Raw genomic sequence first — 23,685 nt, 5'->3', positions numbered from 1 at the left:
GGGTGTCTGCTTCCCGGTTCGGTAACGTAGTCCAGTGTACGCCGTGACCGATATCGTCGCATTGGTCACGGAGATCGACATCGAAGGGCGCGCACATGGTGGCCGGACGCAGGGACCTGCTCCTGGAGGTGGCCGCCGAGCTCGTCGCCCGACGGGGCTTCGCCAAGACCGCGGTCGCCGACGTCGCCGAGGCGGCCGGGGTGGCCAAGGGCAGCGTCTACCGCGAGTTCGCGAGCAAGGACGACCTGCTCGACGCGCTGCTGCGGGACCGATCCCTGCGGCTGCTCGCCCGGGTACGCGACGCGGTCGAGGCCGATCCGGACGGCGGGCGACTCTCGGTGCTCTACCGGCACGCCCTGTGCGCCGTGCTCGACGAGCCGCTGCTCTGCGCGCTCTACGCCCGCGATGCCGGGGTGCTCGGGACGCTCGTCCTCGGGCGGGGCGCCGGGGACTCGCAGGAGGAGTGGCCGCGCGAGGTGCTGCGGACCCTCGACGACGCCGGGCTGCTGCGGCCGGGACTGGACGCCGGGGCCGTGCAGCACGTCCTGGGCGCCCTCGCGACCGGGATGATCGCGCTCGCGCGGCGCCCGGGAGCGCAGCAGGCCGCGCGCACCGAGGACACCCTCCGGGTGCTCACCGACCTCGTCGCCCGCGGACTGGAACCCGAGGGCCCGGTCGATCCGGATCCGGGGAAGCGGGCCGTCCGCGCACTGCTCGACCGGTTCACCGAACGGGTGGCCGGCCGAGTGCCGGCTGGCAGCCGATGACGCGGCCGGTACCGGCCGTCATGCGGATCGGGCCGTTCGGCGGGTCCGGGGCCACCGCACACCAGTCCGATCGGGAACGAACGGACGGACGCCGACTACGCTGAACGTGTGAAAGGCCGGGTGTCTTCGGGTGGAATGCCCGATCTCGTGCCCGCCATGCAGCCCGCGGAGGGGGAGTTGCCCGCCGGGCCCGGATGGGCGGTCGAGCTCGCCTGGGACGGGCTGCGGTGCATCGCGTATGCCCGCCCGGGCCGCGTCCGGCTGCTCACCACCGAGGGCCGACCCGTCACGTCCGCGTTTCCCGAGCTGGCCGTGCTGGGTGACAAGGCACCGCGCCGCGGGATGATCCTCGACGGCACGGTGGTGGCCTTCGACGGGGCCGGGATCGGGCACCGGCGGCTGCTGGTGCGCCGCACCGCCGCCGCGCGGCCGTCGTCGGCGCTGGTCGCCGACGTGCCGGTCGGCTTCCTCGTCAGCGACCTGCTGTGGCTCGACGGTGCGCCGACCGTCGCGCTGCCCTATGCGCGGCGCCGCGAGCTGGTCGACGGGCTGGGGCTCGCCGAGATGCCCGTGCTGCTGTCGACGTCGTGGCCGGCGGACGACCCCGGCGTGCTGCAGACCGCCGAACGCTTCGGTGTCGACGCGCTGCACGCGAAGCGGCTCGACGCGGCCTACCGGCCCGGGCAGCGGTCCCGCAGCTGGCTGCGGGTGACGCTGCAGCGCACCCGGCAGGTCGTCGTCGGCGGCTGGAACCCGGCCGATCCGCGGCGCCCGGAGTCGGTCGGCGCGCTGCTGCTCGGGGCGCCCGGTCCGGCCGGGCTGCGCTATGTCGGCCGGGTCGGTCTGGGTTCGGGTGCCGTGCGGCGGCCCGTCACCGAACTGCTGGGTGACCTGAGGGCCGATGCCTCGCCGTTCACGGGTGCGCTGCCGCCCTCGGTCGCGCACGACGCGGTCTGGGCGGTGCCCCGGCTGGTCGGCCGGGTGCGTTTCCCGGCATGGACCGCGGACCAGCGGCTGCGGCTGCCCACCTGGCTGGGGCTGGTCGGCCCGGACGAGGTCGACGACGCGCTGTGGGAGGACGGGCCGGACGACGGTCCGTACCGGGGGGACTCCGCCCGGCCTGCGGCCGACGCGGGCCCCGGCGGTCCGCCCGGTCCGGCCGCGCCCGCCGCGGCTCCCGAGGTGGCGCGACGGCCCGGGCAGGCCGCCGCCGAGGCCGGCCGCACCGCCGTTCGCCGGCTCGAACAGCACTTCGTCTACAACTCGCTCAGCACCATCGCCTCACTCGTGCGCACCGACCCGGCCCGGGCCCGCGAGTTGCTCCTCGGCTTCGCCGACCTCACCCGCGCCGCCGACCAGCCCGCCGACGCCGTGACCACCCTGGGTGACGAGCTCGCCGCGGTGCGCGCCTATCTGCAACTCGAGCAGGCCCGCTTCGGGAGCCGCCTGCAGGTCGAGGTGACCGTCGACCCGGCGCTGCACGAGACCCCGGTCACCCCGCTGGTCGTGCTGAACACCGTCCGGGCCGCGGTGCAGCAGCGCATCGAACCGCGTCCCGAGGGCGGCACCCTGCGGGTGACCGGCGAGGACACGGGGACCGACTGTGTGATCACCGTGACCGACGACGGCCCGGCAGGACCGGTGCGGCTGCAGGTCGGTGCGCCGGCGGGGCCCGCTCGGGCGGCGCGGACGGGAGTCGCCGGTATCACGCTGTGACGTGGGGCGTCAGCGCACTCCTGCCCGGCCGGTCCGATCGGTCACCGGCTACCGTGCGCGCATGCTGGGGCTGCCCGAGGGCACGCGTGCCTGCTTGTTCGACCTGGACGGGGTCCTGACCGACACCGCCAGCGTGCACGCCGCCGCGTGGAAGCAGATGTTCGACGAGTATCTCCGTGCTCGCGCAGAGCGCGAGGGGACCGCGTTCCGGGAGTTCGACGTCGCGGCCGATTACGGCCGCTACGTCGACGGCCGGCCGCGGCTGGAAGGCACCCGGGAGTTCCTGCGGTCGCGGGGGATCGAGCTGCCCGATGGCGGCCCGGACGACCCGCCGGACGCCGAGACGGTCTACGCGCTGTCCACCCGCAAGAACGACCTGGTGCAACAGAAGATCAAGGCCGACGGGGTCGAGGTGTACCCGGGCTCGGTGCGCTACCTGCACGCGGTCCGCGACGCCGGCCTGAGCACCGCCGTCGTCTCGTCCTCGGCGAACGCCGCCGACGTGCTCGACGTGGCAGGGCTGAGCGCCCTCATCGACCACCGGGTCGACGGCGTCAGCGCCAGGGAGCGCGGCCTGCCCGGCAAGCCCGCGCCCGACACCTTCCTGGCCGCGGCCGCCGACCTCGGGGTCGCGCCGGGGGTGGCCGTGGTGTTCGAGGATGCGCTGGCCGGGGTTCAGGCCGGTCGTGCGGGGAACTTCGGCTCCGTCATCGGGGTGGACCGCCTCGGGCAGGCCGAGGCGCTGCGCGAGCACGGTGCTGACGTCGTCGTCGCCGATCTCGCCGACCTGCTGGGGGGCCAGAAGTGACCGCTGCTCCGGACTCAGGGCGTCCGTTCACCGTCGAGCCGTGGGTGGTGCGCGAGCCGGCGCTGCACCTGGAGGCGATGGGACAGACGGAGTCGGTCTTCGCCCTGTCCAACGGCCACATCGGGATGCGCGGCAACCTCGAGGAGGGGGAGCCGCACGCGATCCCCGGCACCTACCTCAACTCGCTCTACGAGCGCCGCCCGCTGCCGTACGCCGAGGGTGGCTACGGCTACCCGGAGTCCGGCCAGACGATCATCAACGTGACCAACGGCAAGCTGATCCGGCTGCTGGTCGACGACGAGCCGTTCGACCTGCGCTACGGCCAACTGCGCCGCCACGAGCGGGTGCTGGACATGCAGGCCGGCACGCTCACCCGCGAGGTCGAGTGGATGTCACCGGCGGGGCGCGGGATCCGCGTGCGCAGCGAGCGGATGGTGTCGCTGACCCAGCGCGCGATCGCCGCGATCTGCTACGAGGTCGAGGTGCTCGACGAGCCGGCGCTGCTGGTGGTGCAGTCCGAGCTGGTGGCCAACGAGCAGCTGCCGCCCGCCGACGACGGCGACCCCCGGGTGGAGGCGGCGCTGGCCGAGCCGCTGGTCGCCGAGCTGCACCGCAGCGACGAGGCCGGCGCCACGCTGGTGCACCAGACCCGGCAGTCCGGGCTGCGGGTGGCGGCCGCGATGGACCACGAGGTGCACGGCCCGGCCGACACCAAGGTCACCTCCGAGGCCACCGAGGACATCGCACGCACCACGGTGATCACCCGGCTGAAGCCGGGGGAGAAGCTGCGGATCGTCAAGTACCTGTCCTACGGCTGGTCGTCGCGGCGTTCGCTGCCCGCGGTGCACGACCAGGTCCGCGCCGCGCTGGCCGCCGCCCGGTTCACCGGTTTCGACGGGCTGGCCAAGGAGCAGCGGGCCTACCTGGACGACTTCTGGAGCACGGCCGACGTCGAGATCGAGGGCGACGCCGAGCTGCAGCAGGCCATCCGGCTGGCGATCTTCCACGTGCTGCAGGCCGGGGCCCGTGCCGAGCGCCGGCCGATCGGGGCGAAGGGCCTGACCGGCAACGGTTACGACGGGCACACGTTCTGGGACACCGAGACCTTCGCCCTGCCGGTGCTCTCCTACCTCGCCCCCGATGCGGCGGCGGACGCGCTGCGCTGGCGGCAGTCGATCCTGCCGTTGGCCTACGAGCGGGCCGAGCAGCTCGGCCTGGCCGGGGCCGCGTTCCCGTGGCGGACCATCCGCGGCCAGGAGTGCTCGGGGTACTGGCCGGCGGGCACCGCGGCGTTCCACATCAACGCCGACATCGCCGACGCCGTGCGCCGGCACGTCGCCGCGACCGGGGACACCGACTTCGAGCGCGAGGTCGGCCTGGAGCTGCTGGTGGCGACGGCGCGGCTGTGGCGTTCGCTGGGCCACCACGACTCGTCGGGTGAGTTCCGCATCGACGGGGTCACCGGGCCCGACGAGTACACCGCGATCGTGGACAACAACGTCTACACGAACCTGATGGCGCAGTTGAACCTGCGCTACGCCGCGGAGGTCGCGGCCCGGCACCCGCGCTCGGCGGCGCGGCTGGGGGTCAACGCCGAGGAGATGGCCAGCTGGCGGGACGCGGCGACGGCCATGCGGATCCCGTACGACACGAACCTCGGGGTGCACCCCCAGTCGGAGGGCTTCACCGACCACCAGGTGTGGGACTTCGAGAACACCCCGCCGGAGAAGTACCCGCTGCTGATGAACGTCCCGTACTACGACCTGTACCGCAAGCAGGTGGTCAAGCAGGCCGACCTGGTGCTGGCCATGCAGTTGCGGCCCGATGCCTTCACTCCGGAGCAGATGGCCCGCAACTTCGCCTACTACGAGGCCATCACGGTCCGGGACTCGTCGCTGTCGGCGGCCACCCAGGCCGTGGTCGCGGCGTGGACCGGGCATCTCGACCTCGCCTACGACTACCTGGCCGAGGCCGCGCTCGTCGACCTGAACGACCTGGCAGGCAACACCGATCACGGCATGCACATCGCGTCGATGGCCGGCACCTGGAACGCGGTGGTCTCCGGGTTCGGCGGGATGCGTTCGGACCGTGACGGGATCTCCTTCGCGCCCCGGCTGCCCCCCGCGCTGGGCCGGATCTCGTTCGGGCTGAACTGGCAGGGCCGGCAGCTGCGCGTGACGCTCAGCCAGGAAGAGGCGGAGTACCGGCTGGTGAGCGGGCCGCCGATGCGGCTGCGCCACCACGACGAGCCGCTGGCCCTGGCCGACGAGCCGGTGACCCGGCCGATCCCGTCGGCCCCCGTCGTGGAGCCGGTGGAACAGCCCTACGGCCGCGCGCCCCGCCAGCGCCACCCCGGCTGAACCCACCCCTCTCGAACCGCGATCCGCAGCGGTCAGGCCGCGGATCGCGGATCGGGGGTACATCGCGACGTGAGCGCCCTGGTCGCCGGACCCCCGTCGGACTGATCCGGGTCGACCCGGCGCCGCCCGGGTGGGGCAGGCGCCGTGGTCCGCTTGATCCGCTCCTCCTGACCGCGATCAGCGGGCTCGCCACTGCGGCTCGTCCTTCGAGGCCGTGACCTTCCGGCCGGCGGCCCGCTTCTCCGTGGTGATCTTCTCGACCACCTCACCCACCGCCGTGCCCCCGTGGCTGTGCCATTCGACCTCGTCACCCTTCTGGAGATTCTTGTCGCTCATGCTCGCCGCCTACCCGACCGCGTAACCCGGCACACCGTTTGGTGCCGACCGGACCAGGGCATCCCGGGGGAGAACCGGTCTTCGAACGGCCGGGTCGGGAAGGGAGTCATGGCAGGAAAGTTGGACGGCAAGCGCATTGCGATCCTGGCCACCGACGGGGTGGAGCAGGTCGAGCTCACCCAGCCCCGCGATGCGGTGACCGCCGAGGGGGCGCGCGCCGAGATCGTCTCGATCAACGACGGCGCGATCCAGGCGATGAACGGCGACATCGAGCCGGCCGACACGTTCGGTGTTGACGTCACCCTCGACAAGGCCCAGGTGGCCGACTACGACGCGCTGATCATGCCCGGCGGCACCGTGAACGCCGATCGGCTCCGGATGGACGAGAACGCGCGCCGCTTCGTGCAGGAGATCTTCCGTGCCGGCAAGCCGGTCGCAGCGATCTGCCACGCGCCGTGGACGCTGGTGGAGGCCGACCTGGTGCGCGGCCGCACCCTGACGTCGTTCCCCAGCCTGCGGACCGACATCCGCAACGCCGGTGGGACCGTCGTCGACGAAGAGGTCGTCACCGACAAGGGCCTGGTCTCCAGCCGCAACCCGGACGACCTGCCCGCGTTCTGCGCGAAGATCGTCGAGGAGTTCGCCGAGGGCAAGCACCGGGTGCACGACGAAGGGGCCACCGTCGGCTGAGCAGGCTGCTGTGTTCCGAGCCCGGGTACCCGCCGCAGGGGCCCGGGCTTTGTCGTGTCCACCCCCGCCCGGACCGCTGATCGGCGTCGACCCGTCACACGGCGACGGGGCCGCTCCGCGGTGCGGAACGGCCCCGTCGCTCCGGGCAGGGACGGTGGGTCAGGCCGGCGGTCCCGCGGTCTGTCCGCGCTGGGACGCGCGCTCGACGTCGCCGCGCCACGCGCCCTCCGCGGCGCCCCGGGACTCGATGAAGCGTTTGAAGTTGTCCAGGTCGGACTTGGTCCGCCGTTCCACGATGCCCAGCGCGTCGCCGACCTTCTCGGTCACGCCCTCGGGCTCGTAGTCCAACTGCAGGGTGACCCGGGTCGTGTCGGCGTCGACCCGGTGGAAGGTGACGACGCCGGCCTGGTGCACGCCGTTCTCGGTCTTCCACGCCACGCGCTCGTCCGGGTGCTGCTCGGTGATCTCCGCGTCGAACTCACGCTGGACGCCGCCGATCGAGGTGACCCAGTGCGTGCGGGTCCGATCGAGCTGGTCGATCCGGTCCACACCCTCCATGAACTGCGGGAAGCTCTCGAACTGCGTCCACTGGTCGTACGCGGTGCTGACGGGAACGGCGACATCGACACTGTGCAGAAGGTTGGTGCTCATGTCAGCTGCGTACCTCACCGGAAAACGCGCCAAACATTGTTCATAAGAATCCGATGTCGTCCTCGTTCATCCGCTGGCGCAGCTGCGCCACGGTCTGGGCGAGCAGCCGGGACACGTGCATCTGGGAGATTCCGACCTTCTCGGCGATCTGGGTCTGCGTCATGTTCCCGAAGAACCGCAGGACGAGGATCATGCGTTCGCGCTTGGGCAGCTCGTCGAGCAGCGGGGCGAGGGTCTGGCGGTACTCGACCTTCTCCAGCTCGGCATCGGCGACGCCGAGGGTCTCGCTCAGCGCGGCGTCGGCACCGGCCACCAGCTCGTCGAGCGACGTGCTGCGGTAGACCTGCTGGGCGTCGAGCCCCTCCAGCACCTCATCGGTGTCCAGGCCGAGCCGGGCGGCGATCTCACTGGGCTTCGGGGCCCGGCCGAGCTCCTGGGACAGCGGGCCGATCACCCCGTTGATCGCCCCCTGCAGTTCCTTGAGCCGCCGCGGTACCCGCATCGACCAGGTGCGGTCCCGGAAGTACCGGCGCACCTCCCCGGTGATCGTGGGAACCGCATAGGACAGGAAGTCGACGCCCCGGCCCGGGTCGAACCGGTCCACGGCGTTGATCAGGCCGACCGTGCCCGCCTGCTCGAGGTCGTCGACCGGCTCGCCGCGGCCGGCGAAGCGGCGGGCGATGTGCCGCACGATCGGCAGATAACCGGTGACGAGCTCCGCGCGCAGCTCGCCGCGCCGGGGTGCGTCGTCGGGTAGTGACGCGAACTCGTCGAACAGGGGCAACAGGTGCGCGTACTCGGGATCAGGAGTGGTGCCGGACCGCAGGTCAGCCACGGTGCCGAGAGGGGCCGCAGGGCCGGAGAGGGCGCACCCGGGCGTCTACCCGCTGCCCCGCAATCGGAAACCCGGGCGCTGGTACGTTGGATAGTCGCTCGGCTCGAGGGTGCATGTCGACCGGGCGTACGTCGTCCCTCCCCTGGTGAAGGTGTCCGTCTGGTGTCGAACAGCGCGTCGTCCGAGAGTCCGCGCGACCCGCGACAGGGCAACGGAACCGCTCCCGCCGACGATGGCCTCGCGCACGAGCAGGCCTATGTCGGCATGCTCTACGAGCGGCTCGACGAGCGGCGCCGGGAGACCGCGCGCCGGTTGCACGACGTGCTGCACGGCGAGACCGTCGGCACCCCGCAGGCGCTGACCGAGCGGGACGCCGCCGCGGCCATGTACACCGACCGGCTGGCCGCCCTGCGGGCCGCCGAGCACGGGCTCGCGTTCGGCCGGCTGGACACCGAGGAGAACGAGACGCGCTACATCGGCCGGCTGGGTCTGCTCGACGAGGAGCACGAGTACGAGCCGCTGCTGATGGACTGGCGCGCCCCGGCGGCCCGGCCGTTCTACACCGCCACTGCCGCCTCGCCCGAGGGGATCCGCCGCCGCCGGCACCTGCGCACCCGCGGCCGCACCGTCATCGGCGTCGACGACGAGGTGCTCGACCTCGCCTCGGCCGAGCAGGGCAGCCGCCCCGGGCTGACCAGCGAGGCCGCGCTGATGGCGGCGGTGACGCAGGCCCGCACCGGGCGGATGAGCGACATCGTGGCCACCATCCAGGCCGAGCAGGACCGGATCATCCGGTCCAAGCCGTCCGGGGTGCTGGTGGTGCAGGGCGGACCGGGCACCGGGAAGACCGCGGTCGCGCTGCACCGCGCCGCGTACCTGCTCTACACCCACCGCGACCGGTTGGCCCGCCGCGGCGTGCTCGTGGTCGGCCCGAACGCGACCTTCCTGCGCTACATCGGGCAGGTGCTGCCGTCGCTGGGGGAGACCAGCGTGGTGCTCGGCACCGTCGCCCAGCTGCACCCGGGACTGCACGCGCGCCGGACCGAACCGGCCGCGACCGCCGAGATCAAGGGCCGCGCGGAGATGGCGCAGGTCATCGCGGCGGCGGTGCGGGACCGCCAGCAGGTGCCGCGCAAGCCGATCGAGCTCGTCGTCGAGCAGCAGAAGGTGCGGCTGGACCGCGACATCGCCAACCAGGCCCGTACCAGGGCCCGGCGCTCCCGCAAACCGCACAACGAGGCCAAACGGGTGTTCCAGCGTGAGGCCATCCGGCTGCTCGCCGAGCAGGTCGCCCGGACGCTGGGCGGGCGCCGGCTGCTCAGCCCGGCCGACCTGGATGACATCCGCGAGGAGCTGCGGGAGAGCCCCGAGCTCACCCGCGAGCTCGACGAGCTGTGGCCGACGCTGTCGGCCGAGCAGCTGCTCATCGACCTGTTCGCCTCGCCGCGGCGGCTCAACTCGGTCGCCCGCCGGATCCCGGCCGAGGAGCGTGCGCTGCTGGCCCGCGAGGCGCCCGGCGACGATGTTCCCTCCGACGATCGGTGGACCCCGGCCGACGTCCCGCTGCTCGACGAGGCGGCCGAACTGCTCGGCGACGACGGGTCCGCGGCGGCCGCCGCGGCGGCCGCCGCGCTGCGCGAGGAGGTCGAGTACGCCCAGGGCGTGCTCGACGTGCTGGATCTCGAGGAGGACCTCGACCCGGAGCTGCTGCGGGCGACGGACATCGTCGACGCCGACCGGCTGGCCGAGCGCCAGCAGGTGCGCCGCTACGACTCCACCGCCGACCGCGCCATGGCCGACCGGGAGTGGACCTACGGCCACGTGATCGTCGACGAGGCCCAGGAGCTGTCACCGATGGCCTGGCGGCTGATCATGCGGCGGGTCCCGAGCCGGTCGATGACCCTGGTCGGCGACATCGCCCAGACCGGCGACCTGGCCGGTGCCGGGTCGTGGAACGAGGTGTTGAGCCCGTTCGTGGCCAACCGCTGGCGGCTCGAGCAGCTGACCGTCAACTACCGGACGCCGGCCGAGATCGCCGACGTCGCCGACGACGTGCTCGCCACCATCGATCCGGGCCTCGCACCGCCCAGCTCGGTGCGCAGCACCGGCGTCCCGCCGCGGGCGCTGCGGGTGGCGCCCGGCTCGCTCGACGGGTCGGACGGGCTGCTCGTCGACGTGGTCGGCGAGGAGCGCGAGGCGGTCGGGGACGGCCGGGTCGCGGTGCTCGCCCCCACCGAGCGGGTCGCGGCGTTGCGCGAGCGCCTGCTCGGCGCGGACGGGTCCGCCGAGAACGGTGACGACGCCGAGGACCTCGAGGCGCCGGTCGTGGTGCTGCCGATCACCGCGGCCAAGGGCCTGGAGTTCGACGCGGTGGTGCTGGTGGAGCCCGCCGAGGTGCTCGCCGAGTCCCCGCGCGGCACGAACGACCTCTACGTCGCGCTCACCCGGGCCACCCAGCGGCTCACCGTCGTGCACGCCGCAGACCTGCCGTCGATGGTGAAGCGGCTGCGCCGCCCGTGAGCGGATAACGCCGTTCCGGCGACTGTTTTCGCTCACAATGCACCGGATGATGTGGTTCGGGTGGTCCGTCCGGAGCTACCGTGATCAGGTGCGTGAGCTGTTGCTGACCCGCCGCTGGTGGGTGGACCTGGGAACTCTGCGCGGCGGGGCGTGTCGCGGCCGCTGAGCCCGCCCGTCCCCCGCAGCGCAGAAGGAAGACCCCGATGTCGGTCGACGCACCTCCCCGATCTCTCCTGGCCCCGGCGCCGACCTGCGGGCCCCGGCCGCCCGCCGGCGCCGCGCCGCCGGTCCAGTGGCTTCCGCTGAGCCTGTTCCTGCTGGTCGGTGCGGTGCTGACCGGGCTGGTCGCGGCCGAACACGGGGCCCGGCAGGCCGTGCTGCTCGCGCTCGGCGTCGGCCTCGGCTTCGCGCTGTTCCACTCCCGGTTCGGGTTCACCTCGGCGTGGCGCCAGCTCGTGGCGGTCGGCAACGGCTCGGGCCTGCGGGCGCACACCCTGCTGCTGGGCACCACGGCGACGCTGTTCGCGCTGATCATCGGCACCGGGACGGGGTTGTTCGGCTCGACGCCGGCCCCGACGGCCGGGCCGCTGGGGGTCGGGCTGCTGCTCGGCGCGTTCCTGTTCGGGGCCGGCATGCAACTCGGCGGCGCATGTGCCTCCGGGACGTTGTTCGCCGTCGGCTCCGGGCAGGGCACCATCGTGCTCACCCTGCTCGGGTTCGTGGCCGGCTCGGTGCTCTACACCTGGCAGTACGAGCTGGTCGCCGACCTGCCCGCGCTGCCGGCCGTCGTGCTCGCCGAGCACATCGGCTGGTTCGGCTCGTGGGTGGTGACGATCGTGGCGCTGCTCGCGGTGGTGCTGGTGAGCCGTGCGGTGCAGGCCCGGCGCAACCCGCCCCCGGCGGGCGCGGTGGCCACCAGCACCGGGGTCGCGCGGGTGGTCCGCGGGGCCTGGCCGATGCTCGTCGGCGCGGTCGTGCTCGCGGTGCTCGGGGCGGGCGTGCTCCTCGTTTCCGGCGGCGCATGGGGCGTGACCAGCGCGTTCGGGCTGTGGGGGGCGAAGGTGCTGCAGCTGATCGGGTTGCACCCGCAGACGTGGGCCTTCTGGCAGCAGCCCGCACAGGCCCGGATGCTGGCCGGGCCGGTGCTCGCCGACAAGACGTCGCTGACCGACATCGGGATCATGGTCGGGGCCGCGGTCGCGGCCGCGGCCGGCGGCGTGTGGGTGCTGCACCGCAGCATCCCGTGGCGCACGGCGCTGGCCGCGGTGCTCGGCGGGATCATCATGGGCGTCGGCGCCCGGCTGGCGTCGGGCTGCAACATCGGGGCCTACCTGGCCGGCATCGCGTCGGGCAGTCTGTCGGGCTGGGTGTGGGGGCTCGCGGCGCTGGTCGGCACCTGGGTCGGGCTACGCGGCCGGCGGCTGTTCGGCCTGACCAATCCGAAGCCGTCGGACTCGGTCTGCTAACCGGCCGTCGATCACGGTCTCGACCCGGCAGGACCAGCGGGCAGCTACGACGCGGTCACCCCGGGTGGAGGTGCGGGCACCGGTGTCGGGCGCAACCTGGGACCAGGCCGGCGGCGGGGTGGTGGATCTCGTCGCCGGCGTTCCAGGAGGCGTGATGACGACAGCGGTGCGATCGGTGGTTCTGCCGTCCGGGGAGACCATCGCGGCGCTCGGGCAGGGCACGTGGCACTTCGCGGAGAGTCCCGCCCGGCGTGCCGACGAGATCGCCGCGTTGCGGCTGGGCCTCGACCTCGGGATGACCGTGGTCGACACCGCCGAGATGTACGCCGACGGCGCATCCGAGGAACTGGTCGGCGTGGCGATCGCGGGTCGCCGCGACGAGGTGTTCCTGGTGGACAAGGTGATGCCGCACCACGCCACCCGGGTCGGCACCGTGCGGGCCTGCGAGGCCAGCCTGGCACGGCTGGGCACCGACCGCATCGACCTGTACCTGCTGCACTGGCGGGGCCGGATCCCGCTCATCGAGACCCTCGCCGGGTTCGCCGACCTGATGGCCGCGGGCCTGATCCGATACTGGGGCGTGAGCAACCTCGACCTCGACGACATGGTCGAGCTGATGGGTCTGCCCGGCGGCGACCGGTGCCAGACCGATCAGATCCTCTACAACCTGACCCGCCGCGGCCCCGAGTACGACCTCATCCCGTGGCTGTTCCGGCAGAACATCCCGATCATGGCGTACTCGCCGATCGAGCAGGGCCGGTTGCTCGGCCACCCGGTGCTGTACGAGGTCGCGCGGCGGCACGACGCCACTCCGGCCCAGATCGCCCTGGCCTGGGTGCTGCGCCTGGACGGCGTCAACACCATCCCGCGCGCGGCCAACCCCGAGCACGTCCGGGAGAACGCCGCCGCCCGCGACATCCGGCTCACCCCCGAGGACCTGGCCGAGCTCGACGCGGCGTTCCCGCCGCCGACCCGGCCGCGGCCCCTGGAGATGCTGTAGCGGTCTACAGCGGGGTGACGTAGGCGCCGGAGATCCCGCCGTCGACCAGGAACGTCGACGCCGTGATGAACGAGGCGTCGTCGCTGGCCAGGAACGCGACGGCGGCGGCGATCTCCGACGGCTCCGCGAACCGGCCCGACGGCACGTGCACGAGCCGGCGCTGGGCGCGTTCGGGGTCGGCGGCGAACAGTTCCTGCAGCAGCGGGGTGTTCACCGGACCCGGGCACAGCGCGTTGACCCGGATGCCCTCGCGGGCGAACTGCACCCCGAGCTCGCGGGACAGCGCGAGCACCCCGCCCTTGGCCGCGGTGTAGGAGATCTGCGAGGTCGCCGAGCCCATGACCGCGACGAACGAGGCGGTGTTGACGATCGAGCCGCGCCCGGCGCGCTGCATGTGCGGGATCGCGGCCCGGCAGCACAGGTACACCGAGGTCAGGTTCACCTCCTGCACCCGATGCCAGGCGTCCGGTCCGGTGGTGAGGATGGAGGCGTCGTCGGGCGGGGAGATGCCGGCGTTGTTGAACGCGACGTCCACGCCGCCGCAGGTCGTCGCGGCCGCGTCGAACAGGGCTGCGACGGCTGCCTCGGAGGTGACGTCGGTCGGCACGAACAGGCCGTCGACCTCGGCCGCGGCGGCCTTTCCGCCGCCTGCGTCGACGTCCCCGATCACCACCCGGGCGCCCTCGGCCGCCAGCCGTCGCGCGGTGGCGAGCCCGATCCCGCTCGCCGCGCCCGTGATCACCGCGGTCCGGCCGTCGAACCGCCGGATGCCGGGTGCCGGTGTGGTCACCGGTCCACCTCCTCGTGTCGTCCGGCGGCGAGCTCAGCGGCTCTCACGAGCGCGCTGACCAGCCGGATGTCCGTGACGTCCTGCTCCGGGTGCCACTGCACGCCCACGACGAAGCGGTGCCCGGCCAGCTCGACGGCCTCGATCGTGCCGTCCTCGGCCCGTCCGGTCGCGACCAGTCCCCGGCCGAGCCGGTCGATCGCCTGGTGATGGTGGCAGTGCACGAGCGCGCGCTCGCCGAGCAGTTCGGCGGTGCGGCTGCCGGCGGTCAGCCGCACCGCGGTCGGGCCGAACACCCCGGGCGCCGGGTTGTGCCGTTCGTGGCCGAGCACCTCGGGCAGGTGCTGGCTGAGCGTGCCGCCGAGGCCGACGTTGAGCAGTTGCGCGCCGCGGCACACGCCGAGTACCGGGATGCCCCGGTCCAGGGCCCGGTGCAGGATCACCAGCTCGGTCGCGTCGCGCTCGGGGCGCGGGGTGAAGGCCTCGGGATGCGGCGCTGCGCCGTAGTGACCGGGTCCGATGTCCGGGCCGCCGGTGAGGATGAGGGCGTCGAGCGCCGCGACGGCCTCGGCCGCGGCGAGCACCGGGGGCAGCAACACGGGGGCGCCGCCGGAGGCGGTGACGACGTCGACGTAGCTGCGGGGCAGGAGCGCAGCCTGGTGGTCCCAGACCAGGTACCGGGCCCGCTCGCCGTACGTGGTCAGGCCGATCAACGGCCGTCGCGGCGGGTCCGCCATCCGCGCCGCGACGGTGTGCTGCTCCTCGTCCGCCAGGACGCGCAGGTTCTCCAGCGAGAGCAGGCCCTGGCGAGGGGTCATGGCGGCACGCTCCTGTCGTGATCCGCGGGGCTGGGCGGGCCCCGGGATCGACGCTACCGGTGATGATCGGCTGATGATCGGCTGATGATCGGCTGATGATCGGCGCTGTGCAGGACGGTGATGACAGAAGCGGCGCAGCCCGGCTCAGTCCTCGCACAGCGAGAGCGCTTGGCTGGGGCAGATGTGCACGGCCTGCCGCACGCGTTCGAGGGCGTCTCCGCTCACCTGGGCGGTGCGCAGCACGACCGTTCCCTCATCCTCGTCCTGATCGAAGATGTCCGGCGCGGTGAGCACGCACTGCCCGGCGCCCACGCAACGTCCGGTGTCCGCCACGATCCGCATGGCGACTCCTCCTCACCAGGTCACCGGGAGCGCGTGGATGCCGTAGATGAAGACGTCGTCCTTGAACGGCAGCTCGTCGACGGTGGTCGCCAGCCGCAGCCCGGGGATGCGCCGGAACAGCGTGTCGAACACGATCTGCAGCTCCGTCCGCGCCAGGTTCTGCCCGAGACACTGGTGGGCGCCGAAACCGAACGCCACGTGATGCCGGGCGCCGCGCTCGACGTCGAGGGCGTCCGGGTCGTCGAAGGCCTCCGGATCGCGGTTGGCCGCGTTGCCCAGCGCTATCACGCCCTCCCCGGCCCGGATGTGCACCCCGCCCAGCTCCACGTCGTCGAGCGCCAGTCGCGACGTCGCCGTGTCGACGATGGTGAAATACCGCAGCAACTCCTCGACGGCGGCGGGCGTCTTGCCCGGGTCGGCCGTGACGATGGCGAGCTGCTCGGGGTTCTTCAGCAGTGCGACGGTGCCCAGCGAGATCATGTTCGCGGTGGTCTCGTGCCCGGCGAGCAGCAGCAGGAAGGCGAGCCCGACCAGCGCTGCGTGGTCCTCGGTGCCGGTCTCGCGCTGTTTGAGCAGCTGCCGGCTGAGCAGGTCGTCGGCCGGCTCGCGTTCCTTCTCGGTGACCAGGTCGTCGAGGTAGGACCTGAGTTCGTCGATCCCGGTCTGCCGCTGCTGCGCGCTCGAGGTGCGGCTGATCAGCAGTCTCGTCCGTGACTGGAAGAAGTCGTGGTCGGCATAGGGCACGCCGAGCAGCTCGCAGATGACCAGCGAAGGCACCGGCAGCGAGAGCGCCTGCACCAGGTCCGTCGGGCGCGGCCCGGCCAGCATCGCGTCGATGCAGTCGTCCACGATCTCCTGGATCCGCGGCCGCAGTTCCTGGATCCGCTTGACGGTGAACTCGCCGACCACCGCGCGCCGTGCCGGACCGTGTTCGGGCGGGTCCATCGAGATCAGCGACGGAGTGAAGTTCGAGTTGGGCTGCGGGAACTTGATCAGCCGCGGGAAGTCGGGGTGGCGGCGATCGGAGCTGAACCGCGGGTCGGTCAACATCGCGCGCACGTCCGCGTGCCTGGTCACCAACCAGGCATGCCGCCCGGACGGCAGCAGAGCACGGGCGATCGGGGTGGTCTCGCGGAGCTCGCGGTACTCGGCCGGCGGGCTGAAGGGGCAGGCGCGCTGCATCGGGAACGTCGACACCTGCTGGTCGGCCACTTCGGTCATGGCGAGGCCCCAATCCGGACGACACGTCACTGGAGGATTTCATTTCGCTCCGTCGTCAGGCTACGCACGGGGAGGGCGCTCTCCCACCCCCGCGAGTCGGCACTTCCGGGAGCGCGAGTCGGCGGTTTCGGGAGCGCGAGTCGGCACTTCCCGCCCCACGAGTCGAGCACCGGCGGGCTACGCACCCCTCGTCGCGGCCGCCAGCGTCTCGAGGATCTGCTGCCCGTACTTCGCCAGCTTGTTCTCCCCGACCCCACTGATCGTGCCGAGCTCGGCCAGGCTCGCCGGCGACGTGGCCGCGATCTGCCGCAGCGTGGCGTCGTGGAAGATCACGTACGCGGGCACACCCTGCTCCTTCGCGGCCGCGGCCCGCCAGGCGCGCAGCTGTTCGAACACCGGCGCGGCCTCCGCGGGCAGGTCGACGGGTGCGGTGCGCGACGACCGGGACGATCGCGCGGGCCTCGCGGGCCGCTCCGGATCGCGGCGGAGCATGACCTGCCGCCGGCTGCGCAACACGTCGTTGCTGGCATCGGTGAGTGCGAGCGTCTGGTAGGTGCCCTGGATCGCGAGCAGCCCCTGGGCCAGCAGCTGGCGGATCACGCCGCGCCATTCGCCCTCGCGCAGCTCGGTACCGACACCGAAGACCGTGAGCTGGTCGTGGTCGAACTGGGAGACCCTGGCGGTCTGCTTGCCGAGCAGGATGTCGATGATGTGGCCCGCGCCGAAGCGCTGGTGGCGCTCACGGTCGAGCCGGAACACGGCCGACAGCACCTTCTGAGCCGCGGTGGTGCCGTCCCAGGACTCCGGCGGGGTCAAACAGGTGTCGCAGTTCCCGCAGGGCTCTGCGCGCTGGCCGAAGTACGCGAGCAACTGCACCCGACGGCACTCCACCGTCTCGCAGAGGGCCAGCATGGCGTCGAGATGCGCGGCCAGCCGGCGGCGGTGGGCGAGGTCGCCGTCCGAGTCGTCGATCATCTTGCGCTGCTGCACGACGTCGGCGAGTCCGTACGCGAGCCAGGCGGTGGACGGCAGCCCGTCGCGCCCGGCCCGACCGGTCTCCTGGTAGTACCCCTCGACGGACTTCGGCAGATCCAGGTGGGCGACGAAGCGCACGTCGGGCTTGTCGATGCCCATGCCGAACGCGATCGTCGCGACCATGATGAGGCCGTCCTCGCGCAGGAACCGGGCCTGGTGGGCGGTGCGGGTGGCCGCGTCGAGCCCCGCGTGGTACGGCAGCGCAGGGATGCCGTTCGCCGCCAGGAACCCGGCGGTCTGCTCCACCGACTTGCGCGACAGGCAGTAGACGATCCCGGCGTCGCCGGGGTGCTCGGTGCGGATCACGTCCAGCAACTGGCGCCTCGGCTCGTTCTTCGGGGCGATGCGGTACTGGATGTTCGGCCGGTCGAAGCTGGCGACGAAGTGCCGGGCGCCGCCCAGGTTCAGCCGGGAGGCGATCTCGGCGTGGGTGGCTTCGGTGGCGGTCGCGGTCAGCGCGATGCGGGGGATGGTCGGCCAGCGCTCGTGCAGCTCGGACAGCGCGAGGTAGTCGGGCCGGAAGTCGTGGCCCCACTGGGCCACGCAGTGCGCCTCGTCGATGGCGAACAGGGCGATCGTGCCACGGTCGAGGAGGCGCACGGTCGACTCGACGCGCAGCCGTTCCGGCGCGAGGTAGAGCAGGTCCAGCTCGCCGGCGAGGAACGCGGACTCGACCTGGCGGCGCTCGTCGGGGGTCTGCGTCGAGTTGAGGAATCCGGCCTGCACGCCGAGACCTTTCAGCGCCTCGACCTGATCCTGCATGAGCGCGATGAGCGGCGAGACGACGACGCCGACGCCGTCCCGGACGAGCGCGGGGATCTGGTAGCACAGCGACTTGCCGCCGCCGGTCGGCATGAGCACGAGCGCGTCGCCACCGGCGCAGACGTGGTCGATGATCTCCTGCTGGTCCCCCCGGAACGAGTCGTAGCCGAAGACGCGGTTGAGTACCTGCAGGGCGTCGCTCGGACGGTTCTCCGGGAGAGCCATCCGGCGATCCTACGAGGATCTTCCACGTGCCCGTGGCCGGATCTGTGCAACGCGGCGTCCGTCGCGCCCGGTCGACGGCGCCGAGCGGTGGGGCGGCGGGTGCTCCGCAGCGGCCGACCGGCGGCCTCCGGGTCGTCCAGGTAGCCCGCCATCAGGGTCCGCCCCGGCTCGCCGCCCACCAGCAGCTCAACGGGCTCGCCGGGGGCCACGTCGCGCCCGCGCTCGTCGACGATCCGCAGCCGAGGGTGTCGGTGGGGGACACCGGCGTGGCCCCGGCATGATCGTCGGGCCGGCCCCAGGGCTCGTCGACGCCGACGATCGTGGCCGCGGCGAACCAGAGGTCGTAGAACGCGGGGCGGTTGGTCAGGTGGACGTTGAACCGGTCGCCGGGGCCGATGCCGCGGCCGACGAGGGCGCCCGCGGTGCGGGAGGCCCGGGCGTCCATCTCCGCCCGGCTGATCTCCGCGACGTCGCCGGGCGCGCGCTCGAACACCAGGAACGGCGCGCCGGGGCGCCGGTCGGCGTGCCCGGCCAGCGGATGCTCAACGCGGTCATCGGTCCCGGGGGGTCGTCGCGAGGACGGGTGGGCCGAACTCGGTGCGCACGCCGTCGCTGAACGCGACGAGGTCCGGCGGGCGGCCAGCGAGGTCGCCGAACCCGACCGAGGCGAGCAGGTCGTCGTCGAGTTCGGTGACCCGGGCGGCGCGCAGCGGCCAGGCCGGGTGTGCGTTGGGGATGTACCAGGTACGTCCCAGGTGGGCCACGTGCAGGCCCCAGCGGGCGGTGAGGAACTCGTCGAGCGGGGCGGCTGCCACCGGGCCGCCGGAGCGCACCACGATCCGGCTGCGGGGCCGCCGGCCCGGCCGGCGCAGCGCCGCGGTGTAGGTGTGCTCGATCGTCGCGCCGGTCCGGCGGCGCCGGTAGTGCATGCGGGCCCAGCGGTAGGGCAGACCGGACACGGTGCGCGCGCCGGCGACGACGACCGCCCGGTCGGTGTCCAGGCTGAGGAAGACGATCCCGCGCCGGCCGGTGCCGTCGACGGAGTAGAGCCGGACGTTGGTCTCGAGGAAGGTGCCCGCCCAGGGGATCGCGGGGCCGCGCGCGAAGCCGGCGTCGACCATCCGGAACGGGACGAGGCCGACGTAGGTGCTGCCGTCGAGGGTGTCGGGGTACACGCCGGGTGGCATGAACCCGGCGACCGCGTCCGGATCGACGGCCCAGTGCAGGAAGGCGATGTCCCGCCAGTCCTGGCGCATCAGCCGTGGGCGGCGCAGCCGCGGCGCCACCGTGCTCACCGGCTCTGGAACCGGCCCGGTGATCGTCATGGCTCCACCCTGCCGCGTGCGCCCGCAGCTGGCGACCCGAACCGCCCGCCAGCCCGGTTGCCGGGCCGGGCGCCGCCCGGGCACCGTGTGCTCGCCGACACAACCGTCGCACGCCGCCCGGGCGGGACCGGGCCCGCCGCAGGGGGTGCCGACCGCGCCGTGACCGACCGGAGCAGACAGCAGCGAGCGGGGCGCCGCGTCCTCGTGGTGGACGACGACGAGCGGGCCCGCACCGTGGTGTGCTGGCAGCTCGAGGCCGACGGGTTCACGGTGGCGCAGGCCTGGGCCCGCAGCGCGTCCGAGGCGGCGAGCCGGGTCACATCGGAGTTCCTCCCGGCGGTGTCGCACGAACTGCGCACTCCGCTGCAGGCGATCACCGGGTCCACCGAACCGCTGGGCACTCTCGACCTGAACCCCGAGCGCCGCCGGGACGCGCTGCGGCACATCGCCGGCGCCGCGTCGCACATCCTGGCCCTGGCCGACGACGTGCTGGACATCGCGAAGATCGAGGCGCGGGCGCTGCCGCTGCAGATCACCGACGTGGAGCTGACCGGCCTGGTCGGGAAGGTGCTGGACCTGCTCGCCCCGCTGGCCGCGCAGCGCGGCGTCACCCTGGACCGGAGTGCGCTCGACGGCGCGGTCCGCGCCGACCGGCGGCGGCTGCGCCAGATCCTGATCAACCTGGTCACCAACGGGATCCGCTACCACCACGGCGCCGGCTGGGTGCGCGTCGAGGCCACCCCGGCGCCGGGCACGGAGGAGCGGATCGTCCGGGTGGCCGACAACGGGCGGGGTATCCCGTCGGCGCTGCTCGGCCGGTTGTTCATGCCGATCGACCGGCTGGGACGGGACGATCCCCGGCCGGGCGAACCCGAGCCCGCCCGGGGCACCGGGCTCGGCCTGGTGCTCGCCCGCGGCCTGACCGAAGCGCTGCAGGGGTGCCTGGAGGTGCAGAGCGTGGCGGAAGTGGGAACCACCGTCGCGGTAGCGCTCCCGGACGTGTCGACGGTCACGGCTGCAGCACGCGAAGATCCCGTGTAGCAGTCTGAGGGTGGTCGCCCGGGAGGCGTGGCGACGATCGATCGGGAGGACGCGGACGTGAGTGTGCGTTACGGCTACAAGGCCTCGGCGGAGCAGTTCGGGCCGCGGGACCTGGTGGAGTTCTCGGTGCGGGCCGAGGAGGTGGGGCTGGACAGCGCGGTGGTGTCCGACCACTTCCTGCCGTGGCGGGCCGAAGGCGGGCACGCGCCGTTCTCGCTGGCCTGGATGGCAGCGGTGGGTGAGCGGACGTCGCGGATCCAGCTCGGAACGTCGGTGCTGACCCCGACGTTCCGGTACAACCCGGCAGTGATCGCGCAGGCCTTCGCGACGATGGGGCTGCTCTACGAGAACCGGGTCATGCTGGGCGTGGGCACCGGTGAGGCGCTCAACGAGATCGCGGTGTCGGGGATGCAGTGGCCGGACTTCAAGGAGCGGTTCGCCCGGCTGCGGGAGGCGGTGGCGCTGATCCGGGAGCTGTGGACGAAGGACAACGTCAACTTCGAGGGCCAGTACTACAAGACGGTCAACGCCAAGATCTATGACCGGCCGCAGAAGCCGGTGCCGATCTACATCGCCGCGGGTGGGCCGGTGGTGGCCAAGTACGCCGGCCGGGCCGGCGACGGGTTCATCTGCACGTCGGGCAAGGGCATGGAGCTCTACACCGACAAGCTGATGCCCGCGGTCAAGGAGGGTGCCGAGGCGGCCGGCCGGGATCCGGAGCAGATCGACCGGATGATCGAGATCAAGATCTCCTACGACCGGGACCCGAAGCTGGCGCTGGAGAACACCCGGTTCTGGGCGCCGCTGTCGCTGACTCCGGAGCAGAAGCACAGTGTCGACAGCGCCGAGGAGATGGAGCGGCTGGCCGACGAGCTGCCGATCGAGCAGGTGGCCAAGCGCTGGATCGTCGCCTCCGATCCCGACGAGGCGGTCGCGCAGATCAAGCCCTACCTCGATGCCGGGCTCGACCACCTTGTCTTCCACGGCCCCGGCCACGACCAGGAGCGCTTCCTCACCCAGCTCACCGAGGACGTGCTGCCGAAGCTGCGTGAGCTGACCGGGTGAGCGGGGAGCGATGACTGCATGACCCGGGTCGTCGGGCTCGGCGGAGGCATCGGCGCCTCCCGGCTGTGGCGGGCGCTGGCCGCCGCCGTCGGGGCGCCGAGCCTGACGCTGGTCGTCGACACCGCCGACGACCTGTGGATCCACGTGCTGCGGGTCTGCCCGACATCGACACCATCCTCTGCGCGTTGTCCGGGCGGCAGGACGCCGAACGTGGCCGGGGTGCGCGGGGAGACCTGGCGGTGCATGGATGCGCTGCCCGGTCTCGGGGAGGAGGTCTGGTTCAACCCCGGGGACCTCGACCTGGCGACCCACCTGCGGCGCACCGCGATGCTGCGGTTCGGGGCCGGGCCGGCAGCGGTGACCCGGGCGCCGGCCGCGGCGATGCAGGTCGATGCCGTGGTGCTGCGATGACGGAGACCGAGGTGATCACACGGGTGACCACCGACGACGGCGCCGACGTCGTCGTGCTGGGACCGAGCAACCCGGTGGCCGGCGTGGGCCCGATCCTGGTGCTGCCCGGCGTCCGCGACGCGCTGCTCGCCGCGATCGGGGTCCCGGCCACCGCCGCCGGGGTCGCGGGGCTCTACACCGGGCTGTGCGAGCGGTGCGTGATCGACACCGCCGACGTGGCGGAGGCCGACGCCGTTGCCGGGTACGGGATGACGCCGGTCGCGGCGGCGACGCTGCTGCACGGCGGGGCGCCCGGGGCCGGGCTGGTCGATGCGGTGCTCGGGGTGCCGCGTTGATCCGCGCCGCGCTGGTCACCCCGCTGTCCGGTCCGCTGGCCGGCTACGGCGGTGCCGGGGCGACGGCGCTGTGGCTGTGGGCCGAGTCCGCGGCGGAGCCGGTCCGGCTCGATGTGCACGATGCCCATCCCGACCCGGTCGCCGCGCTGCGTCGCGCCGAGCGCGACCACCCGGACCTGCTCTTCGCGCCCTACGGCAGCGGACCGACGCGTGCCGTGGCCGCCGCGACCGAGCGAACACTGTGGAACCACGGCGGGGCCCGCGCCGACGCGGCGAACCTGGTCGACGTGCTCGCCCCGGCGCAGGACTACCTGGTCGGGGCCCTGCGGCTGGTCGCCGTCGGGGACCCGCCCCCGGCGGGGGTGGTGCTGCGCCACGGCGACACCGGGTTCGGCCGCGCCGTGGCCGACGGCGCAGCGGCCGCTGCGGGGCGGCTCGGGCTGCCGGTACAGCGGGCCGTGCTGCCGGGCCCCGCCCCCGCCGACACCACCGACCAGGTGTTGCTGGTGGCCGGCGACTTCGCCGCCGAGCGTGCCACCGCCGAGGCCCTGTTGCCCGGCCGGTGGCGGGCGGCGGTGTTCGTCGGCGCCGGGGTCGACGAGGTGCTGGCCGGGCTGGGGGAGCGGCGGGAGGGGCTCTTCGGGCCTGCCCAATGGCTCCCGGAGACCGCGCCGCCGCGCCCGGACGAGGGTCCGACGGCGGCACAGTTCGTCGCCGCGTACCGTCGCCGCACCGGCGCCGAGCCCCCGTACCCCGCAGCGCAGGCGTTCGCCGCCGGGCTCGTCGCCGCGCGCTGCCGGCGCGACGCCGGCACCACCGACGACGCCGCCCTGCTGGCCGCGGCCCGGGCGCTGGACACCACCACGCTGTTCGACCGGTTCCGGCTGGACCCGGTGACCGGCCGCCAGGTCGGGCACCGGGTGCTCACGGTGCAGTGGCAGGACGGACGTCGCCGGGTGGTGGCGCCGGCCGACCGGGCCGAGGTGGCCCCGCGCCGGGGCCCGACGTCGCGGGGATAGCGGCCTCCTCGCCACCGGCCCCGCGAGCCCGCGCCTCACGCAGCGGGACGAAGGAGCGCTGTGCCGTGGGTCCGGGGAGACGAGCACCCGGGCGGCCTCGCCGCCGTCGAGGTCGATGGAGAAGTCCTCGATGACGCCGACGACGGCGTC

At 73.2% G+C, this 23,685-nt stretch carries 23 protein-coding genes; 13 read left to right on the top strand and 10 right to left on the bottom strand.

All coding sequences use genetic code 11. The features are described 5' to 3' along the window. The first annotated feature begins 95 nt into the window (after positions 1-95). The 4 genes from HF526_RS12810 (at position 96) to HF526_RS12795 (ending at position 5,651) form a co-directional block, all read left to right on the top strand. Positions 96-767 (top strand): TetR/AcrR family transcriptional regulator, encoded by a 672-nt coding sequence (locus tag HF526_RS12810; protein WP_211177116.1) that lies wholly within the window; start codon positions 96-98, stop codon positions 765-767. Positions 768-923: 156 nt separating this feature from the next. Continuing rightward, on the top strand, positions 924-2,483 hold the full coding sequence (locus HF526_RS12805) for a histidine kinase (RefSeq protein WP_169381622.1): 1,560 nt from the start codon (positions 924-926) through the stop codon (positions 2,481-2,483). A gap of 61 nt (positions 2,484-2,544) precedes the next feature. Beyond that, positions 2,545-3,291, top strand: a complete 747-nt coding sequence (locus tag HF526_RS12800; RefSeq protein WP_169381621.1) for a beta-phosphoglucomutase family hydrolase — start codon at positions 2,545-2,547, stop codon at positions 3,289-3,291. Beyond that, complete coding sequence (locus HF526_RS12795; RefSeq protein ID WP_169381620.1) at positions 3,288-5,651, top strand: glycosyl hydrolase family 65 domain-containing protein; 2,364 nt, start codon at positions 3,288-3,290, stop codon at positions 5,649-5,651. The genes HF526_RS12800 and HF526_RS12795 overlap by 4 nt, the downstream gene beginning before the upstream one ends. A gap of 177 nt (positions 5,652-5,828) precedes the next feature. On the opposite strand, the gene HF526_RS12790 is transcribed toward HF526_RS12795, so the two are convergent. Next, complete coding sequence (locus HF526_RS12790; RefSeq protein WP_169381619.1) at positions 5,829-5,987, bottom strand: hypervirulence associated TUDOR domain-containing protein; 159 nt, start codon at positions 5,985-5,987, stop codon at positions 5,829-5,831. Positions 5,988-6,095: 108 nt separating this feature from the next. Between HF526_RS12790 and HF526_RS12785 the strand changes: the two genes are divergently transcribed. Beyond that, positions 6,096-6,677: a type 1 glutamine amidotransferase domain-containing protein gene (locus HF526_RS12785; RefSeq protein WP_169381618.1), complete on the top strand. Its 582-nt coding sequence runs from the start codon at positions 6,096-6,098 to the stop codon at positions 6,675-6,677. Positions 6,678-6,836: 159 nt separating this feature from the next. On the opposite strand, the gene HF526_RS12780 is transcribed toward HF526_RS12785, so the two are convergent. Further along, complete coding sequence (locus HF526_RS12780) at positions 6,837-7,328, bottom strand: SRPBCC family protein (protein ID WP_169381617.1); 492 nt, start codon at positions 7,326-7,328, stop codon at positions 6,837-6,839. Positions 7,329-7,368: 40 nt separating this feature from the next. Further along, positions 7,369-8,163 carry a SigB/SigF/SigG family RNA polymerase sigma factor gene (locus tag HF526_RS12775; protein ID WP_169381616.1) on the bottom strand — a complete coding sequence of 265 codons (795 nt, stop codon included), beginning with the start codon at positions 8,161-8,163 and terminating at the stop codon, positions 7,369-7,371. Positions 8,164-8,427: 264 nt separating this feature from the next. Here HF526_RS12775 and HF526_RS12770 point away from each other — a divergent pair, with 264 nt between their 5' ends. From HF526_RS12770 to HF526_RS12760, 3 genes are all read left to right on the top strand, one after another. Next, on the top strand, positions 8,428-10,683 hold the full coding sequence (locus HF526_RS12770; RefSeq protein WP_169381640.1) for a HelD family protein: 2,256 nt from the start codon (positions 8,428-8,430) through the stop codon (positions 10,681-10,683). Positions 10,684-10,886: 203 nt separating this feature from the next. Then, positions 10,887-12,149, top strand: a complete 1,263-nt coding sequence (locus tag HF526_RS12765; RefSeq protein ID WP_169381615.1) for a YeeE/YedE family protein — start codon at positions 10,887-10,889, stop codon at positions 12,147-12,149. An 82-nt stretch (positions 12,150-12,231) separates the two neighbouring features. Then, positions 12,232-13,149, top strand: a complete 918-nt coding sequence (locus HF526_RS12760; protein WP_338051446.1) for an aldo/keto reductase — start codon at positions 12,232-12,234, stop codon at positions 13,147-13,149. 4 nt (positions 13,150-13,153) lie between these two features. Here HF526_RS12760 and HF526_RS12755 read toward each other — a convergent pair whose 3' ends face one another. The 7 genes from HF526_RS12755 to HF526_RS12725 form a co-directional block, all read right to left on the bottom strand. Then, positions 13,154-13,918: a 3-oxoacyl-ACP reductase gene (locus HF526_RS12755; RefSeq protein WP_169381638.1), complete on the bottom strand. Its 765-nt coding sequence runs from the start codon at positions 13,916-13,918 to the stop codon at positions 13,154-13,156. A 17-nt stretch (positions 13,919-13,935) separates the two neighbouring features. Continuing rightward, positions 13,936-14,673 (bottom strand): gamma-glutamyl-gamma-aminobutyrate hydrolase family protein, encoded by a 738-nt coding sequence (locus HF526_RS12750; RefSeq protein WP_169381637.1) that lies wholly within the window; start codon positions 14,671-14,673, stop codon positions 13,936-13,938. A gap of 225 nt (positions 14,674-14,898) precedes the next feature. Next, entirely contained in the window at positions 14,899-15,096 is a 198-nt protein-coding gene (locus tag HF526_RS12745) for a ferredoxin (protein ID WP_169381614.1), read from the bottom strand. Between the two features lie 12 nt (positions 15,097-15,108). Beyond that, positions 15,109-16,317, bottom strand: a complete 1,209-nt coding sequence (locus HF526_RS12740; protein ID WP_169381613.1) for a cytochrome P450 — start codon at positions 16,315-16,317, stop codon at positions 15,109-15,111. 177 nt (positions 16,318-16,494) lie between these two features. Then, positions 16,495-18,339, bottom strand: a complete 1,845-nt coding sequence (gene recQ, locus HF526_RS12735; RefSeq protein WP_169381612.1) for a DNA helicase RecQ — start codon at positions 18,337-18,339, stop codon at positions 16,495-16,497. Positions 18,340-18,490: 151 nt separating this feature from the next. Further along, the gene (locus tag HF526_RS12730) at positions 18,491-18,874 is read right to left on the bottom strand and encodes an AMP-binding protein (protein ID WP_338051448.1); all 384 of its coding nucleotides are present in this window, start codon (positions 18,872-18,874) and stop codon (positions 18,491-18,493) included. A 16-nt stretch (positions 18,875-18,890) separates the two neighbouring features. Beyond that, positions 18,891-19,664, bottom strand: a complete 774-nt coding sequence (locus tag HF526_RS12725) for a YqjF family protein (RefSeq protein ID WP_169381610.1) — start codon at positions 19,662-19,664, stop codon at positions 18,891-18,893. Positions 19,665-19,823: 159 nt separating this feature from the next. Between HF526_RS12725 and HF526_RS12720 the strand changes: the two genes are divergently transcribed. The 5 genes from HF526_RS12720 to HF526_RS12700 are packed head-to-tail and all read left to right on the top strand — an operon-like array spanning position 19,824 to position 23,535. Then, positions 19,824-20,705 carry an ATP-binding protein gene (locus HF526_RS12720; RefSeq protein ID WP_169381609.1) on the top strand — a complete coding sequence of 294 codons (882 nt, stop codon included), beginning with the start codon at positions 19,824-19,826 and terminating at the stop codon, positions 20,703-20,705. A 57-nt stretch (positions 20,706-20,762) separates the two neighbouring features. After that, positions 20,763-21,770 carry a glucose-6-phosphate dehydrogenase (coenzyme-F420) gene (gene fgd / locus HF526_RS12715; protein ID WP_169381608.1) on the top strand — a complete coding sequence of 336 codons (1,008 nt, stop codon included), beginning with the start codon at positions 20,763-20,765 and terminating at the stop codon, positions 21,768-21,770. A gap of 18 nt (positions 21,771-21,788) precedes the next feature. After that, positions 21,789-22,181, top strand: a complete 393-nt coding sequence (locus tag HF526_RS12710; RefSeq protein WP_169381607.1) for a CofD/YvcK family protein — start codon at positions 21,789-21,791, stop codon at positions 22,179-22,181. Beyond that, on the top strand, positions 22,178-22,516 hold the full coding sequence (locus tag HF526_RS12705) for a CofD/YvcK family protein (RefSeq protein ID WP_169381606.1): 339 nt from the start codon (positions 22,178-22,180) through the stop codon (positions 22,514-22,516). The genes HF526_RS12710 and HF526_RS12705 overlap by 4 nt, the downstream gene beginning before the upstream one ends. Then, entirely contained in the window at positions 22,513-23,535 is a 1,023-nt protein-coding gene (locus tag HF526_RS12700) for an ABC transporter substrate-binding protein (protein WP_169381605.1), read from the top strand. The genes HF526_RS12705 and HF526_RS12700 overlap by 4 nt, the downstream gene beginning before the upstream one ends. Positions 23,536-23,685 lie beyond the last annotated feature (150 nt).

Source organism: Pseudonocardia acidicola (genome assembly GCF_012911935.1).
GTDB lineage: Bacteria > Actinomycetota > Actinomycetes > Mycobacteriales > Pseudonocardiaceae > Pseudonocardia > Pseudonocardia acidicola.
This window is presented reverse-complemented; position numbering and strand designations above follow the sequence as displayed.

Excerpts from the sequence above, each read along its gene's own strand:
- HF526_RS12745 (WP_169381614.1), bottom strand. The coding sequence starts at position 15,096 with ATGCGGATCGTGGCGGACACCGGACGTTGCGTGGGCGCCGGGCAGTGC.
- HF526_RS12765 (WP_169381615.1), top strand. The coding sequence starts at position 10,887 with ATGTCGGTCGACGCACCTCCCCGATCTCTCCTGGCCCCGGCGCCGACC.
- HF526_RS12725 (WP_169381610.1), bottom strand. The coding sequence starts at position 19,664 with ATGACGATCACCGGGCCGGTTCCAGAGCCGGTGAGCACGGTGGCGCCG.
- HF526_RS12805 (WP_169381622.1), top strand. The coding sequence starts at position 924 with ATGCAGCCCGCGGAGGGGGAGTTGCCCGCCGGGCCCGGATGGGCGGTC.
- HF526_RS12790 (WP_169381619.1), bottom strand. The coding sequence starts at position 5,987 with ATGAGCGACAAGAATCTCCAGAAGGGTGACGAGGTCGAATGGCACAGC.
- HF526_RS12785 (WP_169381618.1), top strand. The coding sequence starts at position 6,096 with ATGGCAGGAAAGTTGGACGGCAAGCGCATTGCGATCCTGGCCACCGAC.
- HF526_RS12810 (WP_211177116.1), top strand. The coding sequence starts at position 96 with ATGGTGGCCGGACGCAGGGACCTGCTCCTGGAGGTGGCCGCCGAGCTC.
- recQ (WP_169381612.1), bottom strand. The coding sequence starts at position 18,339 with ATGGCTCTCCCGGAGAACCGTCCGAGCGACGCCCTGCAGGTACTCAAC.
- HF526_RS12780 (WP_169381617.1), bottom strand. The coding sequence starts at position 7,328 with ATGAGCACCAACCTTCTGCACAGTGTCGATGTCGCCGTTCCCGTCAGC.
- HF526_RS12740 (WP_169381613.1), bottom strand. The coding sequence starts at position 16,317 with ATGACCGAAGTGGCCGACCAGCAGGTGTCGACGTTCCCGATGCAGCGC.
- HF526_RS12750 (WP_169381637.1), bottom strand. The coding sequence starts at position 14,673 with ATGGCGGACCCGCCGCGACGGCCGTTGATCGGCCTGACCACGTACGGC.
- HF526_RS12710 (WP_169381607.1), top strand. The coding sequence starts at position 21,789 with ATGACCCGGGTCGTCGGGCTCGGCGGAGGCATCGGCGCCTCCCGGCTG.
- HF526_RS12800 (WP_169381621.1), top strand. The coding sequence starts at position 2,545 with ATGCTGGGGCTGCCCGAGGGCACGCGTGCCTGCTTGTTCGACCTGGAC.
- HF526_RS12770 (WP_169381640.1), top strand. The coding sequence starts at position 8,428 with ATGCTCTACGAGCGGCTCGACGAGCGGCGCCGGGAGACCGCGCGCCGG.
- HF526_RS12705 (WP_169381606.1), top strand. The coding sequence starts at position 22,178 with ATGACGGAGACCGAGGTGATCACACGGGTGACCACCGACGACGGCGCC.